9 protein-coding genes are annotated in these 17,544 nt (G+C 76.4%); 3 read left to right on the forward strand and 6 right to left on the reverse strand.

The window, feature by feature from the left end:
- Window positions 1–356 precede the first annotated feature (356 nt).
- The 3 genes from IE99_RS0118890 (at window position 357) to IE99_RS0118900 (ending at window position 4,099) form a co-directional block, all read left to right on the forward strand.
- Window positions 357–1,799, forward strand: a complete 1,443-nt coding sequence (locus tag IE99_RS0118890; protein ID WP_030172205.1) for a maltokinase N-terminal cap-like domain-containing protein — start codon at window positions 357–359, stop codon at window positions 1,797–1,799.
- Window positions 1,800–1,964: 165 nt separating this feature from the next.
- A complete protein-coding gene (locus tag IE99_RS30465) occupies window positions 1,965–2,813 on the forward strand; it encodes a C40 family peptidase (protein WP_157610377.1) in 849 nt (282 codons plus the stop codon).
- Between the two features lie 155 nt (window positions 2,814–2,968).
- Window positions 2,969–4,099 carry a rod shape-determining protein gene (locus tag IE99_RS0118900; RefSeq protein ID WP_051712744.1) on the forward strand — a complete coding sequence of 377 codons (1,131 nt, stop codon included), beginning with the start codon at window positions 2,969–2,971 and terminating at the stop codon, window positions 4,097–4,099.
- A gap of 121 nt (window positions 4,100–4,220) precedes the next feature.
- On the opposite strand, the gene IE99_RS0118905 is transcribed toward IE99_RS0118900, so the two are convergent.
- Genes IE99_RS0118905 through IE99_RS0118930 form a run of 6 tightly spaced genes read right to left on the reverse strand, consistent with a single transcriptional unit; the run spans window position 4,221 to window position 17,232 of the window.
- Window positions 4,221–6,221 (reverse strand): hypothetical protein, encoded by a 2,001-nt coding sequence (locus tag IE99_RS0118905; RefSeq protein ID WP_030172216.1) that lies wholly within the window; start codon window positions 6,219–6,221, stop codon window positions 4,221–4,223.
- The gene (locus IE99_RS0118910; RefSeq protein ID WP_030172219.1) at window positions 6,218–7,357 is read right to left on the reverse strand and encodes a VWA domain-containing protein; all 1,140 of its coding nucleotides are present in this window, start codon (window positions 7,355–7,357) and stop codon (window positions 6,218–6,220) included. Before IE99_RS0118910 ends, IE99_RS0118905 begins: the two co-directional genes overlap by 4 nt.
- Entirely contained in the window at window positions 7,354–9,645 is a 2,292-nt protein-coding gene (locus IE99_RS0118915) for a DUF5682 family protein (RefSeq protein WP_030172222.1), read from the reverse strand. Before IE99_RS0118915 ends, IE99_RS0118910 begins: the two co-directional genes overlap by 4 nt.
- A complete protein-coding gene (locus IE99_RS0118920) occupies window positions 9,645–10,739 on the reverse strand; it encodes an ATP-binding protein (protein WP_030172225.1) in 1,095 nt (364 codons plus the stop codon). The genes IE99_RS0118915 and IE99_RS0118920 overlap by 1 nt, the downstream gene beginning before the upstream one ends.
- Window positions 10,739–13,960, reverse strand: a complete 3,222-nt coding sequence (locus tag IE99_RS0118925) for a DUF4132 domain-containing protein (protein ID WP_051712745.1) — start codon at window positions 13,958–13,960, stop codon at window positions 10,739–10,741. The genes IE99_RS0118920 and IE99_RS0118925 overlap by 1 nt, the downstream gene beginning before the upstream one ends.
- Window positions 13,957–17,232, reverse strand: coding sequence for a DUF4132 domain-containing protein (locus tag IE99_RS0118930; protein WP_030172230.1), 3,276 nt, complete (start codon window positions 17,230–17,232; stop codon window positions 13,957–13,959). Before IE99_RS0118930 ends, IE99_RS0118925 begins: the two co-directional genes overlap by 4 nt.
- Between the last annotated feature and the right edge of the window lie 312 nt (window positions 17,233–17,544).

Consider the following 17,544-nt stretch of genomic DNA (forward strand, 5'->3'; position numbering starts at 1 on the left):
TCCGATCGCTGCGGACGAAATGGCATTTCGTCCGATGTGTCATCGTCTGCCGGTTGGCAGGCTTTGTGGTTGGAAAGGACCTACCCGGGACAAGCGCCAGAAAAAGCGGCCCGGATAAAAACAGGGACATGACACGGCCGCCGCGTGGCAAGCATTGTCGCCCCGGAGCACCTGTTTGGCGGCACTGCGCGACACTGTTTTTCCGTTTCTTATGGCGGTTTTTAGTCGGTGCTTGCCGACCGTGCGCTTCATCGACTTCTTTAACGGATGGTTGCCCGCGCGGCGCGGGCCGGGAGCGGCCCCGGCGGGAACGGCTCATGGAGAAGGGATTCCATCGGCGTCGGGAGGACAGGACGGTGCTGCCACGCGAACACGTACTCACCCGCGATCTCGCCGAATGGCTGCCGAGGCAGCACTGGTTCGGCGGCGAGGACGGCCCCGTCCTCGGGGTCTCGATCGGTGCCGCGACCGAGCTGGTGCCCGGCGACCCGGGCCTGCACCATCTCGTCCTGGACGTGCGGCGGGGCACCGGCGCCGACCGGTACCAGGTGCTGCTCGGCGTGCGCCACCACCTGCCGGACCGGCTCCGGCACGCCGAGATCGGCGCCGTCGACGGCGGCGCGCCCCCGCACCTCTACGACGCGGCGCACGACCCCGAGCTGACCCGGACCCTGCTCGCCGACCTGGCGTCCGGGGCGTCCATCGGCCCCGTCCGGTTCCGGCGCCTCGGCGGCGCGCCCATCCGCACCGGCCTGACGAGCCTGCCGCTCACCGCGGCGCAGAGCAACACGTCGCTGCTGTTCGGGGACGACTACATCTGCAAGCTGTTCCGGCGGCTCGGCGGCGGCGTGAACCTCGACCTGGAGGTGAACCTGGCGCTGACCCGCGACGGCTGCCCGCACGTGCCGGCCGTCCTCGGCTGGATCGAGCTGGAGCGGGGGGCGGACGCGGACGGCGGGCCGGTCACGCTCGGGCTGCTGTCGGACTACCTGCGCACCGGCGCCGCGGGCTGGCGGCTCGCGCTGGCGAGCGTCCGCGACTGGTACGCGCACACCCCGCCGCCGGACGGGACCGGACGGCCCGACGAGTGGGCCGCGGTGTGGGCGGAGCTGGACGCGAGCGCGGCCGGCGGCGACTTCGCCGCCGAGGCGGAGCGGCTCGGCGCCGCCACCGCCGAGGTGCACCGGGCGCTCGCCGCCGCGTTCGGCGAGACGACGCTGCCGCCCGGCGAGGTGCGCGCCCTGGCCGCCCGCATGAACGCCGAGCTCACCGCCACGTGCCGCGCCGTGCCGGCGCTCGTCCCGCACGCCCGGTCCATCACCCGGGCCTTCGTCGAGCTGGCGGCGGACGCGGCGCCGCTCACCGTGCAGCGCGTGCACGGCGACTACCACCTGGGACGGGTGCTGCGCACGGAGTCCGGGTGGGCCCTGCTGGACTTCGAGGGCGAGCCGGCGCGGCCGCCGGGCGAGCGCCGCGCGCTCGCGCACCCGCTGCGGGACGTCGCCGGGATGCTGCGCTCGCTGGAGTACGCGGCGCGCTTCCTCGTCCAGCGGTCCCGCACGGTGCCGCCCGAGGCCGGCCGCGACCTGGAGGGCCGGGCGCAGGCGTGGGCGGCCCGCAACCGGGCCGCGTTCTGCCGGGGCTACGCGGCGGCGGGCGGCGCCGACCCGGCCGCGCACGCCGCGCTGCTGCGCGCGTTCGAATTCGAGAAGGCCGTGTACGAGGTGCGCTACGAGGCGCGGCACCGCCCGGGATGGCTGCCGGTGCCGCTGGCGTCGCTCGCCCATCTGGCCACTTGAGCAAAAACGCGGAACCGGGTCCCCAACAAGGCGTCATGATCATGCAAAATCGCACTGCCCACTCCGTTTCCATGTGCGAACGCGGGTACCCGCTGTTTCGACGGATGATCTGTCGAATGGTCGCCGTCACTTTCGCCCGAACGACAGAAAATGGAGAACGGAAAAATGGGAGTGACGTCTCGGGTGGTACCGGGCCGCGCCGCCGGGCCGCGACGGCGCGCGCCGCACGGCGGGAGCCGCCACAGCCGGACGGGGGTCCGAAAACACGGGCGGCGGCTCGCCCCGGCGGTCACCGCGGCCGCGACCGGCCTCGTGCTGACCATCCCGCTCGCCCCGCCGCCGAGCGCGCACACCCCGGTGCACGCCCCGGGGAGCGCGCGGCCCGAGACCGTCCCGGTCGCCGCGCACCGGCCCCTCCTCGACGCCGCCACGCTGCGGAAGGTGCGCTCCTACGGCCGGTACCGGGTCCGGGTGACGCTGCAGCGGCACCGCGCCCGGCAGGCCGCCCGCTTCGCCCGGAGCCAGGTCGGCAAGCCCTACCGCTGGGGCGCCACGGGTCCCCGCGGCTACGACTGCTCCGGGCTCGTCCTGCGGGCGTGGCGCACGGCGGGGATCGGCCTCCCCCGCGTCAGCCACGCCCAGTACCACCGGGTGAAGCGCAAGGTCCCGCTGCGCCGCCTGCACCGGGGCGACCTCGTCTTCTTCCACCGGCGCGGCCATGTCGGCATCTACCTCGGGCAGCGGCGGTTCGTGCACGCCCCGAGGGCCGGCGCACGGGTCCGCGTCGACCGGCTGCGCGGCTGGCGCCTGCACGCGTTCGCGGGGGCCGTCCGCCCGGCCGCCCCGCGACATCTGGAATGGCCCGAGCACGTCCGCCGAATGGCCCGGATGGCGGCCGGGATCCATGGACTCCGAAACACCCCCGAATCGCCCCCGCGTTTCCCCCCGGAATGGCCGCCGGAACTGCGGCTCCGCCCCGGCCTCGATCCGTCCTGGGGAGGATTCGCCTGGTAGAAGCGTCGAGGGCCCCTGTCCCGGCGAACAGGGGCTCTCTTTGTGCGGTGGTGGGGACCGCCGTCCCCCGGCGCCCGGCACGTGACCGAACCCACCGCAGGGATCCGACATTCCGGATCCGTCTTCACCGGTTCCTTCCATTCGCTTGCCGAACCTTGAGCATCCCGGCGGGCGGCGCGGGCATCTACACGGTTCCCGTGCGACTGGACGCGATGGAAGGGGACACGGGCATGTGGACGTACGCGGGCAGGGACACGGCCATCGACCTCGGCAGCTCGACCGTTCGCATGCACGTCGCGGGGCGCGGCATCGTCTGCCGCGAACCGTCCGTCCTCGCCCGCTCGCGCCGCACCGGGCGGATCCTGGCGCTGGGCACGCCGGCCCTGGAGATGGCGGGCCGCGACCCCGACGCCGACCTGGTCCGGCCCGTCCGGGAGGGCGCCCCCACGGACACCGACGAGGTCGAGTACCTGATGCGCCGGCTCGTCCGGCGGCACCTGCGCCGCCACTACACCGCCCGCCCCCGGCTGGTCGTGACGGTGCCTAGCGGGGTGAACTCGGTGTACGCGCGGGCCCTGGAGTTCTCCGCGTACCAGGCGGGCGCCCGGCGCGTCACGCTCGTCCCGGTCCCGGTGGCGGCCGCCGCCGGGATGGGGCTCATCACCGGCGGCCGCGCGGTCGCGGTGGTCGCCGACATCGGCGCCGAGCTCACCGACGTCGGCGTCATCGCGTTCGGCGGCCTGGTCACCGCGCACACGGTGGCCGTCGGCGGGACGCACCTGGACCGCGCCATCGCCGCGCTGGCCCGGCAGGAGTTCGGCGTCGCGCTGTCCCCCGCCGAGGCGGAGGCCGCCAAGCTCGCCGTCGGCACCGCGCCGTGCCCCGGCCGCCGCCCCGTGCGGGCGGTCACCGTGCACGGCCGCGACGTCGAGACGGGCCTGCCCCGCCCGGTGGAGCTCACCACCCGCGACGTCCAGGGCGCCATCGCCAAGCCCGTCGAGGAGATCGTCGAGGCGATCCGCGCCGGGCTGCGCGGCTGCGCGCCGGAGATCGCGGGCGACCTGCTGAGCGCCGGGATCTCCCTCACCGGCGGCTCCTCGCGCCTCCCCGGCCTGGACCGGCTGATCGGCGATCGCACCGGTCTCACCGCCGTGGTCCGCGACCCGACCGGCGACGCGGCGGTCATCGGCGCCGCCGAGGTGCACCGCGCGGTCGGCGACCGCCCCGAGCTCCCCGATCCCCGGCGGCCGCTCGCGCGGCTCACCACGTCCGTCCCCCAGTTCTGAGGAAGATCACGAATCTCGGCCCGGAATGCCGGGCGGGTCCGCTACGGCCTTGCCCGCCGGGCAAGGCCGTGGCCCAAGGTCGTCGCGCCATGCGCCCCAGGCGTGAGCGACGCCTGACGGGTCACCGCAGCTCGGCGGTGGTGATGAGGCGGATCGCCGCGTCGGCCCAGGCGCGGGTGGCGCCGTCGGTGCCGAGGGCCGCCGCGAAGCGGGCGAGGTCCGCGGCGGTGGCCGCGAACCCGGCGCGCGCCAGGTCGTCGGCGGCGGCCGACACGCGGTCGCGGAGGGCCGGGGTGGCGTGCCGGAGGCCGCGGTGCGCGGCCTCCGCGCACACGGCGAGCGCGGCGTCCAGGACCTCGGTGAGCGGGTCCGCCGCGGCGCCGGACGCGCCGTCCAGGGCCTCGGCGCCGTCGCCGGGCGCCAGGTCGGGGACGACGACGCCGTCCGGGGCGAGGACGGCGAACGGGTCGATGACGAGGCCGCCGCGCCCCCGCCGGACGGCGCCGCTGACGAGGCGCGGGCTCGCGGCGAGGGCCCCGGCGAGGGCGTCGAGGGCCGCCGGGGCGTGCGGGGAGTACTCGGCGGACACGACGGCGGTGACACCGCACGCGTCCGCGACGACCGCGTCGAGGCGCTGAGCGCCGGGGTGGTAGCCGATCTCGCGGACCTCGCCGATCTCGACGACGCGGACGAGCTCCGCCTCGACGCGGGGCCGGACGAGCCGGGGCGGCAGCGCGTCCAGGACCCGCTCCTCCGCCTTCAGGTCGCGGACGAGCAGTCCGTCCGGCAGCCCGGTCCAGGCGTCGCCGAGCGGGGTGACGGACGTCCTCGCGATCCGGCCCGCCGTGACCCGGACGACGCGCCGGGCGCTGCGCGTGGCGGACTCGGAGACGACGTTTCCCGCCGCGATGTCGCCGAGCGTGGTGCCGAGCAGGCGGCGGGACGCGATGTCCGCTCCGGTCGCGCGGGCGCCCTCCGGCACGTCGAAGCGCCGTTTCAGCACGAGGACGGTCCCGGCGGCGGCGTGCGCGAGGAACACGTCGGCGGTGCGGGCCCGCGCGGTCCCGCCGACCCGGCAGCCGAGCGCGACGAGCCGGACCTGCCGCAGCGGCGTCTCGGCGGACTCGCTCGTGCCGAGGACCTGGGAGCGGGCGCCGGTCGCGCGGTGCCGGGCGTGCAGCTCGGCGAGCAGCGCGGCGAGCCGCTCGGGCGCGTACTCGGCGTGCCGGGCGTGATGCGCGGCGAGCTGCCCGGCGAGGTCGTCGACGGCGCCCGCTGGCCAGTGCAGGCCCCGGCCCGCGAGGTCGGGGACGGCGCGCCGCAGCCCGGTCGCGAGGACGGGCCCGGCGTGCACGGCCCCTTCGAGGAGGATCTCGTCGGCGAGGTCGAGGACGTCGTCGAGGCCGTCCGGTTCGCGGCCGGTGCCGCCGATGTCGAGGCTGACGTCGGCGCCGTCGAGTCCCCGCTCGTCGGCGGCGCGGAACGCCCACACGGCGAGGACGATCACGGCGGCGCGCCGGCCGGCGGCCGCGTCGGTGTGCACGTAGCCGAGTTCGCCGGGCACCAGGAACCGGACGGTGCAGGACGGCAGGTCGACCTGGGCGACGGGGTCGCCGCCGGACGGCCGCCGGACGCGGGCGGCGTACCCGGCGCGGAAGGTGCGGCGGGCGGCGGTGAGGGCGCGCTGCCCGAGGACGGCGGTGAGCGCGTCGTCGTCGAACGCGCCCGGCGACCACGCCCCCGCGCTTCCGGCGGAGTCGGGCACGGCCGTTCCGGCAGGATCGGGCCCCGCCGCCCCGGCGGAGTCGGGCACGGCCGCCCCGGCGGACTCCGGCACGCTCTCCCCCGGCGGCCGCTCCTGGTAGGCGAGCACGAGGCAGAGCTGGTGACGGCAGGTGCCGGTGGCGGCGCACGTGCAGGTGGCGGCCTCGAGCCCGGCGCCCGCCGGGAGTGAGGCGCGGGTGCCGTCGGGGTAGTCGCCGTGGACGCCGCCGTCCGGGTCGACGGTGATCCCGGGCCCCTGCCCGGCGGCCAGGTCCTTCGCGGCGCGCTTGACGAGGCCGCGGTTGGCGAGGGCGGCCAGCGCGTCGGGGGTGAGGGAGAGCAGGTCGGTGCGGGTCATCGGGAGATCCGTTCGGCGACGAACTCGGCGAGCCGGCCCGGTGTCATCGCGCCGACGTGGGCGCCCGCGTCGGCGAGGCGCCGCGCGGTCTTCCGGTCGTAGTCGGGGTTGGCGTCCTCGTCGAGCGCGGCGAGGCCGAGGACCTGCGTGCCCTGCTCGACGAGCGACCTGACCTCCCGGACGAGCCGGTGCTCGTCGCCGCCCTCGTAGAAGTCGGTGATGAGGGCGACGATGGCGCGGCGCGGGTCCTCCACGAGGCCGGCGCCGTAGCCGACCGCCCCCGCGATGTCGGTGCCGCCGCCGAGCTGGACCTTCATCAGCAGCTCCACGGTGTCGGTGACGTCGGAGGTGAGGTCGACGACGGACGTGTCGAACGCGACGAGGTGCGTCCTGAGGCCCGGCAGGCCCCACAGGCACGCGGCCGTCACGGCGGAGTGGATCACGGATCCGGCCATGGACCCGGACTGGTCGACCAGCAGGATCAGCTGCCACTGCTCGACGTGCCGCCGCGTCCGGGACAGGAACCTCGGCTCTTCGATGTAGAGGCGCCGCTCGTCCGGCCGGTAGTGGCCGAGGTTCGCGCGGATCGTCCCGCGGAAGTCGAAGTCGCGGGAGTTCCTGCGGCGGCTGGGGCGCCGCGAGCGGGTGCCGTGGAACGCCTGCCGCACCTCCGTCGCGAGCCGCTCCATCAGTTCCCGGACGACCTGCTCCACGATGCGGCGGGCGAGCGCGAGGACGTCGGGGCTCATGAGGTGCTTGGTGCGCAGGACGGCCCGCAGCAGCGTCCGGTCGGGCTCGATCCGGGCGAGGACGTCGGGGTCGGTGACGACCTCGTGGATCTCGTACCGTTCGACGGCGTCGCGTTCGAGCCGCTCGATCGTCTCCTTGGGGAAGAGCCGGTGGACGGCGTCCAGCCAGTCGACGGTGGTGATCTGGGACGGCCCGTCGCCGCCCTCCCGGGTCTCCGGTCTCGCGCCGCCGCGGCGCACGCCCCGCTCCCCGAGTTCGGAGTCGCGGCCGTAGAGCCAGTCGAGCATCCGGTCGCGTTCGGCGGCGCCGCCGGCGAGCCCGCCGATGCGCCCCTCGGCGGGGGCGCCGAGGACGAGCCGCCAGCGTTCCAGGCCGGCGTCGGTCATGGGGTCCCTCCCGGGAGGAGGCCGGCGGCCGCGAGGGCCTGCCCGGCGCGGCGCTCGAGGGCCTTCGCCTCGGCGATGAGGACGGGGTCCCCGGCGGTGCGCAGCAGCGCGCGGGCGGACCCGGCCGCGCCCCGCCGGCCGAGCAGGCGGCCGGCGATCGTCTCGCGCTCGCGGGGCGGGAAGAACGCGAACGCCTGCCGGAGCGCGGGCAGCGCGACGAGGAAGTCGTCGTCGGCCAGGGCGGTGACCATCTCGTCGAGGACGCCGAGGACGGACGAGCCGTCGTCCAGGACGTCCTGGCGGGCCAGCGCGAACAGGCCGGCGAGCCAGTCCCCGAAGGTGCGCGGCCCGGCCGCGCCGCGCACCGCGCGGGCCGGGTCGGCGGTGTCGCCGAGCGCGCGGGCCAGGCCGAACGCGGCGCCGCGCAGGTCGGGCGGGACGTCGGGGTTCGCGGCGACGCGGCGGGCGACGCCGAGGGCGGTGTCCCGGTCCAGGCCGGCCCGCTCCCGCAGCGGCCCGGCGGCGTGCAGGAGCGCGTCGCGGGTGGCGGCGAGGGCGTGCAGCCGGCCGGGGTCGGCGGGCGCGGGACCGCCCCGCACCCCCTCGACCAGCCACAGGACGCGCTCGGCGCAGCCGGCGACGACCGTCCCGAACAGGGGGCTGCGGGCGGTGCCGAGGACGCGGTCGTGCCGCCACAGCCCGAGGACGACGCCCAGCGCGGCGCCGAGCCCGGCGATGTCGGACGCGCCCGCGATGCCGGCGGCGAGGGACGCGGCGATCCGGTCGGACTGCCCGGCGCAGCCGCACAGCGCGGCGTCGAACAGCACCGCCGCGAGAGCCGCCATGTCGGTGCCCGCGCCGGCCATCCGCTCGTCGAGGGCGGCCGCGGCCGCGTCGGCGAGCGTCGGGCCGTAGGCGCCCGCCTCGATCAGGGCGGACAGCCGCGCGGGGTCGCGGTCGGCGGCGGCGAGCGTCCAGCGCTCCTTCAGCACCGGGTCGGCGCCCGTCCGCGGCCCCTCGTCGCGGACGAAACCGGGGACGCGCAGGACGCGGAGTCGGTGCAGGGCGCGGCTGCGGGCGAGGCCGCGCGGGTCGGCGAGCTTGAGGGCGACCGTGCCCGCGCGGTCGAGGCCGAGCCGCTCGAGTTCGGCGGCGGTGTCGTGGACGAGCGGCGGCGCCGGGGTGTCCGCGTGGAGGCGGCCGACGCGGTCGCCGCTCAGCGCGGTCACCATCTCCAGCACGGCGGGGTGGGCGCCGGGCGCGAGGGGGCCGCGCGACGTCCACGGCAGGCGCTGGTCGAGGTCGTCGGTGACGAGCGCGGCCACCAGGCCGTCCAGGATGTCGGTGCGGGCGGGGGCGCGGTGGCCGCGCAGCCGGGTGAGGCCCTCGGTGAGGGTGCGGGCGGCGATCAGGTCGGCGGTCGAGACCCGCTGGCCGCGCTCGCGCAGCCGCGTCACGACCGTCTCGGTGAGCGCCTCGGCGGCCCGCTCCGGGCCGCTCTCCCAGAGCCGCCGGTAGTACTCGGGGGACGGCATCCCGGACTGGTAGCCGGTGAACGCGTCCAGCCGCCGGAACGAGTACGGGACGAGGAAGCTCCCGCCGAGCGCCCCGTCCGGCGGGCTCGGCACCCGCGGCCACGCCCGCGGCCCGTCCGCGATGAGGGCGCGCAGGGCGGGCGTGTGGAATCCGCCCGTCACGACCAGGACGGGGCGCCCGCCCGCGGCGTCCTCCGCCGCCCTGATCCAGGACGCCATGTACGCCTCGCGCTCGGTGTCGTCCTCGCCCGCCTCGGCCTCGCCGCGCAGCAGGTCGAAGTAGGCGTCGAGGCGTTCGCCGAGGCCGTCGGCGTCGCCGATCTCGAACAGGTGGTCCCAGAGGACGTCGGTGTTGTCGACCGCGAACTCTCGGCACAGCCGCTCCGCGACCTCCGCGTACCTGCGGTCGGCGTCGGCGTACCGGTTCGCGCGCCCGGCGAGCGCGGGATGCCAGGCGGGCAGGTCGATGAACCGGACCTCGGCCCCGGCGGCGCGGCCGTCGTGCAGCGCGATCCACTCGGGCGAGTACCCGCAGAACGGCGTCCAGGACGAGTGGACCCGCTCCCCGTCCCGGTGGTAGCTGAAGATCGCGACGGGGGGCTCGTGGCCGAGGAGGAGCTCGTCCAGCCGGTCACCGAAGTCGGCGGGGCCCTCGACCAGCACGTACGCGGGCCGGAGCCGGGCGATGGTCTCCCGGACGAGCCGCGCGCACGCCGGGCTGTGGTGCCGGACGCCGATGAACGCGACGGCCATCAGCCGGGCAGGAGGTGGCGGGCGGCGTGCAGGGCCCGCCACTGCTCGCCGGAGCGGCGCGGGGCCTGCTGCTCCAGGTAGCGGCGGAGGCGGGCGAGGTCCTCGGGGCTGTCCTTGGCGGCCGTCCCGGCGAGGCACTCGACGATGTCGGCGGCGCCGCCCGGCTCGCCGCGCAGGAACCAGCCGCGGACGCCGACCGCGTGCGCGACCGACACGGCCTCGGCGGTGCTCATCACCGCGCCGAGGCGGTCCATGGCGCGGCCGTCCTCGGTCGTCGCGTTCCGCAGCTCCCGGAACGTGGTGACGAGGACCTCCAGGACGTCGCGGCGCGGCGCGGCCCGCACGCCGGAGTGCTCGAGGAGCCGCGCCGCCTCCGCCTCCACCAGGTCGAGCTCGGTGGCGAAGTCGGAGATCGGGAAGACCGTCTCGAAGTTGAACCGGCGCTTGAGCGCGGCGCTCATCTCGTTGACGCCCCGGTCGCGGGTGTTCGCGGTCGCGATGACGTTGAAGCCGTCGCGGGCGAACACCATCGCGTCCGGGCCGGTCAGCTCCGGCACCGAGAGGACCCGGTCGGACAGCGGGGAGAGCAGGGAGTCCTGCACCTCCGGCGGGCAGCGGGTGATCTCCTCGAACCGGACGATCCGCCCCTCCGCCATCCCGGTCAGCAGCGGCGCCGGGACGAGCGACCGCGTCGACGGCCCCTCCGAGACGAGCAGCGCGTAGTTCCACGAGTACTTGATCTGGTCCTCGGTGGTGGCGGCGCCGCCCTGGATCGTGAGCGTGGACGTCCCGCCGACGGCCGCCGCGATCAGCTCGGACAGCAGCGACTTCGCGGTGCCGGGCTCGCCGACGAGCATGAGGCCGCGGCTCGTCGCGAGCGTCACCAGCGCCCGGTCGATGAGGGCCGTGTCCCCGACGAACTTGCGGGTGACGCCCAGCGCGTCGTCCCCGGTGACGAACCGGCGCGCCGCCGTCAGGCTCAGCGCCCAGCCGGGCGGGCGGTGGCCGGTGTCGTCCTCGCGGAGCCGTTCGAGCTCGTCCGCGAACCGGACCTCGGCGGGGGGCCGCTGGTAGTCGGCGGTGTCGTGCGTCATTACGTTCCTTCAGAGTCGGGGCCCAGGGGGAGGGTGATGAGGGCTTCGGAGAGCGCGACGGGGTCCAGTTCGCCGAAGTGGGGGCCCGTCGAGCCGTCGCCCGCGACGACCCGTACCTCGCGCAGGCGGTACCCGGCGGCGTCCCGGTCGGCGGCGCCGAAGAGGGCGATGAGGCGGTGGTCGCCGGCGATCCGCCGGCTCAGGCTGCTGGTGTACGCCTCCCCCGCCTCGTCGGTCCACGCCCAGCCGCGGTAGGTGAGCCGGTACAGCCGCTCGGAGTCGATCACGGCGCCTCCGAGCCCGGTGAGCACGCCGGACGAGCGCTGCTCCGGGTCGAGGGCCACGAAGGGGTGGTCGAGCTGCGGAAACGGCTGGAGGATCTCGTAGTCGGCCAGGACCTCCGCCCACGCCTTGAGGTCGCCGCCCAGCTGGACGGGGTGCGCGATCCCGACGCGCGCCGTATCCGGGAGGTCGTAGGCGTCGTCGTGGACGTCGGCGAACGTGCGGTCCTCCGCGACGCGGAAGAACGCCGCCGCGCCGCCGTCCTCGGCGAGCCAGACCAGGCGGCGGGCCAGGTGCCACACGAGCGGATGCCCGATGATCAGGTCGCGGAACTCGTCCGGCGACCAGCGCCGCCGCGCCGGCATCGCCCGCTCCAGCCGGTCCCGCTGGTGGGCCGCGACCGTCCGGACGTTCTTCTTCAGGTCGGCGAACGCCCGGTAGGCGGCCGGGGCGAGGTCGGGGTCGTCCTTCTTCGCGGGTTTCGGCGGGGACTTGCGGGGCGTGCCGTCCTCGTCGGCGACCTGCGGCCTGAACTGGTCGTCGAACCCGACGGTGAAGCGGCGCGGCCCGTAGTCGAGGACGAGGGCGCCGCCGCCGTCCATGCCGAAGGCCGGGACGAGCCGGTCGCCCAGCTGGTCGGCGGTCAGGCCCCGCTCGGCGGCGGCCCGCTCGAACCTGTCGCGCGCCTCGCCGCGCAGCTCGCCGAACCGCGACCGCTCGGCGACGTCGTAGAGGGCCGCGAGCGCGGTGTCGGAGCCGAGGGCGACGAAGACGTCCAGGCCGCGCACCGCCTTGGCGTGCCCGCGCGCGCCCGGCCACTTGTGCACCACCGGGAGGAGGCGGTCCACGGTGCCGTCGTCACCGGTGGTCCCGAGCTGCGCCAGCGCCCAGCCGTCCCTGGCCGGATGGCCCGCGGCCCGCCACCGCTCGAGCAGCGCCCAGCCGAACTCCGCGAGCGACGCCGGGTCGCACGCCTCCCGTATCGCGTCCCGCCCGTACGGGACGGGCAGGGACAGCAGCTCGAGGAGCGTCCGCACGGCGTCGTGGGGGAGCGCCTGCCCGCGTCCGCGCAGCAGCGGCTGCGGGAGCGCCGGGAGGTTCAGCCAGCCCGCCGTCCTCGGCCGGGGCGCGAGGCCCGTCTGCGCGGGATGGGCGGTGAGGAGGGCGCGGAGCCCGTCCGCCGCCTCGGGGACGGCGTCCGCGACCGGGTCCGTGCCGTGGGCGGCGGCGATGTGGCGCAGCGCGGCCTCCGCGTTCCGCCGCGCCGCCGCGGGTTTCGCGAGCGCGGCCGGGGCGAGGCGGGGAACCGCGTCCAGGCCGTGCCGGTCGAGCCAGGCGCGGGCCGTCAGGGCGGTGCCCTTGCCCTCCTGGCGCAGCCAGCCCGCCATCAGCGCCGCGACCTCCGCGTCGAGGAAGGGCAGCAGCAGCGCGTGGTCCCGGGCGGGATGCTCGGTCGCGTGGTGCAGGGCCATGGGATACGCGTCCAGGCCGTAGCGCGCGATGAGCGGCCGTGCCCACTCGTTCCCGAAGTTCTCCGAGGGGCCGTCGGCGTCCCAGCCGGCGAGGATCGGGCGGACGATCTCCTCGGGGCCGTACAGCAGGAGCTGCAGCTTCAGGCGGTCGGGGCCGCCCCGGCGGTACCCGCGGGCGAGCGCCGCCCAGTGGGGGTCGTCCATCATCGGCGGCGCCTCGGCGGCGAGCCATTCCTCCCGCTCGCCGTCCCGCCACGCGATGCGCGTGCCGGCCGGGGGCTTCAGGTCCGGGGCGAGCGGCTTCACCGGCCGCGTCCACGGCAGGTCGGCGAGGAAGGCGGGGAGGGCGTCCGGCGGCGCGTCCGGGACCCGCGGGGCCCGCGACGTGAAGCGCTCGACGGCCGCGCGCAGCTCGCCGGGCAGTGCGGGCAGCACCTCCGGATGCCCCTGGACGTGGTCCCGCAGCAGCTCGTCGGCGCCCGCCGCCGCGAGCAGCCGCATCGCCCGGACGGGGAACCGGTTCATCGCCTCGACCAGCGCGGGCACCGCGTTCCGGTCGGCGCGCCGGTCCAGGAGCGCCTGGAACGCCTCGTCCACCGGCAGCACGGCGACCGTCTCGTAGAGCTGCCGCGTCTCCTGCGCGGTGAGGCGGCCCCCGTCGATGTTGTGCACGAGGAAGGGCAGGAGCCCTGCGCCCATGGCGTCCGTCATCGTGGCGAGCAGGCCGCGGGACGTCTCCCTCCAGCCGAGGTCCGGCGGGGGGTCGCCCAGCAGGGCGGGGTCGTCGAGGCTGCAGTACAGCAGCCAGCGGTCGTCGCTCGGCAGCACGCGCCGGAACCGGAGGCACTCCTCAAGCCAGTCGCGCCGTTCCGGCACCAGGTAGGACACGAGCCATCGCGCCGCCGGCTTGCGCCGGTGCCCGCCGAGGCGCTCCACGGCGTCCGCGTGGGCGTCGTCGTCGAGGGCGGCGAGGAGGCACCGCGCGCGGCGCACCGCCTCCCGCTCCGTGCCGCCGAAACCGGACTTGCGGTACGAGACGCCGAGCCAGCGGTCGTTCCAGGGCCCTCCCCTGCCCCGCTGCTCGATCATCGTGCTCAGCTCGACGACCGCGCACGCGGCGAACCCGGCGCCGTGCTCGGCGGCCCAGGCGTCAACGAACGCGCGGTGCGTCCTCGCCCGCCGGTCCCGCCCGACCGTGCCCGCGGCGACGGTCGCGACGGCGGCGGCGCCGACCGGGCCGGGGTCGCCCTCCAGGTGCAGGCGCGCGGCCTCCGCGAGGGCCGGGTCGCCGGCGCGGCCCGCGACCAGCGCCTCGAACGCGCCGCCGATCCCGTCCAGCATCTCCCGGACGGCCCGCACGGCCGGGGCGCCCACCCTGATCCCGGGACCGGGCGTGCCGCCGCGGCGCGCGTGCAGGTGGCGGCGCCATTCCCGCGGGATCGTCAGGGTGTCCTCATCGGTGTTCACTCTGCGGCCGCGGCGAGGGTGGTCAGGTCGGCGAGGACCTCGGACGCGATGACCGGGTCGAGATCGCCGAACCGGTACGGGGCGCCGTTCCTCGGCCGGAAGTCCCCCGGGCGGGCGGCGAACCAGACGTACTCGAGGGTCTGGTGGTCGCCGGTCGCGTCGACGGCGCCGACCGAGATGCCGGGATGGAGGTCGATGACGACGTACCGGTCGTCGGCGACGCGGCGGGAGATCCACCGCTCCCCGCCCGCGTCCTGCGGGACGCCGCGCTCCCATCCGAGCCGGACCAGGCCCAGCACCTTCCCGAACGGGACCTTGAGCCCCTCGAACCGCTCCAGCCGCCCGGCGTCCCGCTCGTCCTCGGTCAGGGTGTGGACGGGGCGTCCGAGCTGCGGGAACGGCTGCAGGATCTCGTAGTCGGCGAACACCTCGCCCCAGGCGTCGCGTTCCCCGGGGGTCAGGTGGACGGGATGCGCCACGCCCACGGACGCGGTCCCGGGAAGCGGGTAGACCTCGTCGTCGGCGTCGGCGAGGGTGCGGTCCTCCGCGACGCGGAAGAACGCGGTCGTGCCGTCCTGCTCCGCGAGCCAGAGGAGGCGGCGGGCGAGGTGCCGGACGAGGGGGTGCCCCACAATGAGGTCGCGGAACTCGTCCGGCGTCCAGCGGCGCCCCGTCACCATCGCGGTCTCGAAGCGGCGGAGCTGGTCGGCGGCGACCGTCCGGACGTCCTTGCGGAGGTCGGCGAACGCCTTGTACGCCTCGGGGGCCCTGTCCGGGTCGTCCTTGGCGCCGGGCTTCGGGAGGGTCTTGCGCTGCCTGCCCGACTCGTCCTCGACGGTGGGCCTGAGCTGCTCGTCGAACCGGACGGTGAAGCGGCGCGGCCCGTAGTCGAGGGTGCGGGTGCCGTCGTCGTCCAGGCCGAACGTCGGGACGAGCCGGTCGGCCAGTTGCTCGGCCGTGAGGCCCAGGCGATCGGCGACCTCGGCGATGCGGTCCCGTGCCTCCGCCTTGAGTCCCTTGAACTTCGCCTTCTCGGCGATTCCGTTCAAGTGCATCAGCGCCACGTCCGTCCCGATCCCGGCCAGGACGCCGAGCCCCTTCACCGCGTTCCTGTGCCCGCCCTCCCCCGGCCACGCCCGGATGACCGGCGTGAGCCGCCGGACGGTCTCGTCGTCACCGGTGATCCCGAGCTGCGTCAGCGCCCAGCCGTCCTTCGACGGCGCCCCCGCGTCCCGCCATTTCTGGAACAGGGTCCACCCGAACCCGGTGAGCGCGCCGGGTTCGAGCGCGTCCCGGACCTCGTCGAGGCCGCCGGGCGCGGGCAGCGTGAGCAGCTCGATCAGCCGCCGGGTCGCCGCGGCGGGCAGCGCCCGCTCGCCGCCGCGCATCGGCGGCTGCGGCAGTGCCGCCGTGTCGGCCCAGTCGCCGATCTCCGGGCGGGGGTACAGGCCGGTGCGTCCGGGGTGGGCGGCCAGGATCTCGCCGACCGCGTCCGCCGCGGCGTCGCCGTGGGCGGCCCGCGCGGCGGCGACGACCTCCTCGCGCGCGCACGGGAGGCGGCGCAGCGCGCTCTCCGCCGACCGCCTCGGCTTCGCCGCCTTCCCGAGCGCCGCCGGGACGAGGAACGGCACCGCGTCCGATCCGTGCCGCTCGAGCCACCGGCCCGCCACACCGCGGACGGCGGTCGCCCCCTTGGCCAGCCAGTCGCCCATCAGGAGCGCCACCCGCTCGTCCAGGAAGGGCATCAGGAACCCGGCGCACTCCTTCGGGTCCCTCTCGGCCATGCGGAGGGCGGCGGGGAACGCGTCCCCTTCGTACCGGGCGACGAGATCGAACAGCCAGGACGCGTCGGGGGCGTACGGCCGGCCACGCCATGCGGCCAGGAGCGGCCGCACCAGGTCTTCGGGTCCGTGCACCATGATCTGGAGATCGCTCACGGTGTTGCGCTCGTGGCGGCGGTACAGCGCGACCACGGTCTCCCAGTCGGGGGCGCCGGGACGGTCGACCAGGTCGGTCCCGGTGCCCCGCCACCGCTCCCGCTCGCCGTCCCGCCAGACCGCCACCGGCCCGCCGGGTGCCCGCAGACCCGGCACGACCGGCCGCACCGGGGGCTCCCAGGGAGATTCGGTCAGCACCCGGGGCACGTCCGCCGGATCGGCGTCCGGGAGGCGCACGTTCGCCGCCGCGACCGGCTCGACGATCGCGCGCGGGCCGGCGGGGAGCGCGGGCAGCGCTTCCGCGACGGCCTCGGGGTGGGCGCGCACGTGGTCGTCCAGAAGCGGGCCGGGCCCGGCCGACGCCAGCAGCCGCAGCGCCCGGACGGGGAACCGCTTCATCGCCGCCCGCAGCGCCGGGAGCGCGTGCTTGTCGTCGCGCCGCGCGAGCAGGGCCTGGAAGGCCTCGTCGGACGGCAGCAGGGAGACCGCTTCGAAGATGTTCCGGCGGTCGGAGGAGTCCAGGTAGTGCGCGCCGACGGCCGCCAGCAGGAGGTCGAGCGCGCCGGTCCCGAGACCGTCCAGCACCGTGGCGAGCATCCCCCGCGTCGCGCCGCGCCAGTGGATCCCGGCGTTCGCGGCGGCGATGTGGGCGGCGGATCCGGCCATGGCCAGCAGCAGCCAGTTCCGGTCGCTGTACCGGGACCGGGGCAGGCCGCCGGCGCACGCCTCGGCCACCCAGTCATGCCGCGTCGGCGCCAGGTAGGCCACGACGAGGCGCGTCCCCGGCCCGTGCCGGTGCCCTTCCAGCAGCCGCACGGCCGCCGCGTACGCCTCGTCGTCCGCCGCGGCCAGCAGGCTCCGGACGCGGCGCAGCACGGGCTCGCCCACGCCGATCTCGTCCTCCTCGCGGTGGACGGCCCCCGCCTCGCGGACGTCGCCGAGGCCCCCGTCGACGCCGGCCGTCCGGCTCAGCTCCACCAGCGCGCGGGCGGCGAACCCGATCCCGTGCTCGGCGGTCCACGCGTCGGTGAAGGCGCGGTGCACCGCGTCGCGGTCCGCGACGGTGAGCGCCGCGACGGCGGCGACCGCCGCCGCTCCCGCCGGGTCGGCCTCTCCGCCCAGGTGCCTGCGGGCCGTCTCGGCCAGCGCGGGGTCGCCGTGCGCGCCCGCGCGCAGCGCCTCGACGGCCGTGCCCGCGCGCTTCATGTGGGCCCGGACGGCCTTCGCGTCCACCTTGATCGCGGGTCCGGGGGCGCCGCCGTGCCGGGGGTGCATCGACCGGCGCCAGGAGTCCGGGATCGTCAGGACGTCCTCGTCCGGGAGGAGATCGTTCATGTCGCCTCACCGTAGAGCAGCGCACCGACAAACCGCTCAAAAACGAAAACAGGCACGTCACGCCTTCGGCGCGAACGCGGCGCCGACACGCCTCCGGCCGTAACGCCCGTTGGGAATTGTCATATTTTTGCCACTTTGTCTGCGGACGAAATCGCTATGATCCTCCTGAAATCGACGCATCGCGGGGAGCGGTCACCATGCAACCTCCTCAGCCGCCGTACGGCGGCCGTCCGCCCGGCTACGGGCCTCCGGCCGGTCCGCCCGGCCCTCCGGGCGGTCCGCCCGGCCCTCCGGGCGGTCCGCCCGGCCCTC

This window comes from Spirillospora albida, from assembly GCF_000718255.1.
Lineage (GTDB): Bacteria > Actinomycetota > Actinomycetes > Streptosporangiales > Streptosporangiaceae > Spirillospora > Spirillospora albida.

What these genes read in the sequence shown, in the direction of transcription:
- IE99_RS30465 (WP_157610377.1), top strand. Translation starts at nt 1,965, where the DNA reads ATGGGAGTGACGTCTCGGGTGGTACCGGGCCGCGCCGCCGGGCCGCGA.
- IE99_RS0118905 (WP_030172216.1), bottom strand. Translation starts at nt 6,221, where the DNA reads ATGACCCGCACCGACCTGCTCTCCCTCACCCCCGACGCGCTGGCCGCC.
- IE99_RS0118910 (WP_030172219.1), bottom strand. Translation starts at nt 7,357, where the DNA reads ATGACCGACGCCGGCCTGGAACGCTGGCGGCTCGTCCTCGGCGCCCCC.
- IE99_RS0118915 (WP_030172222.1), bottom strand. Translation starts at nt 9,645, where the DNA reads ATGGCCGTCGCGTTCATCGGCGTCCGGCACCACAGCCCGGCGTGCGCG.
- IE99_RS0118920 (WP_030172225.1), bottom strand. Translation starts at nt 10,739, where the DNA reads ATGACGCACGACACCGCCGACTACCAGCGGCCCCCCGCCGAGGTCCGG.
- IE99_RS0118930 (WP_030172230.1), bottom strand. Translation starts at nt 17,232, where the DNA reads ATGAACGATCTCCTCCCGGACGAGGACGTCCTGACGATCCCGGACTCC.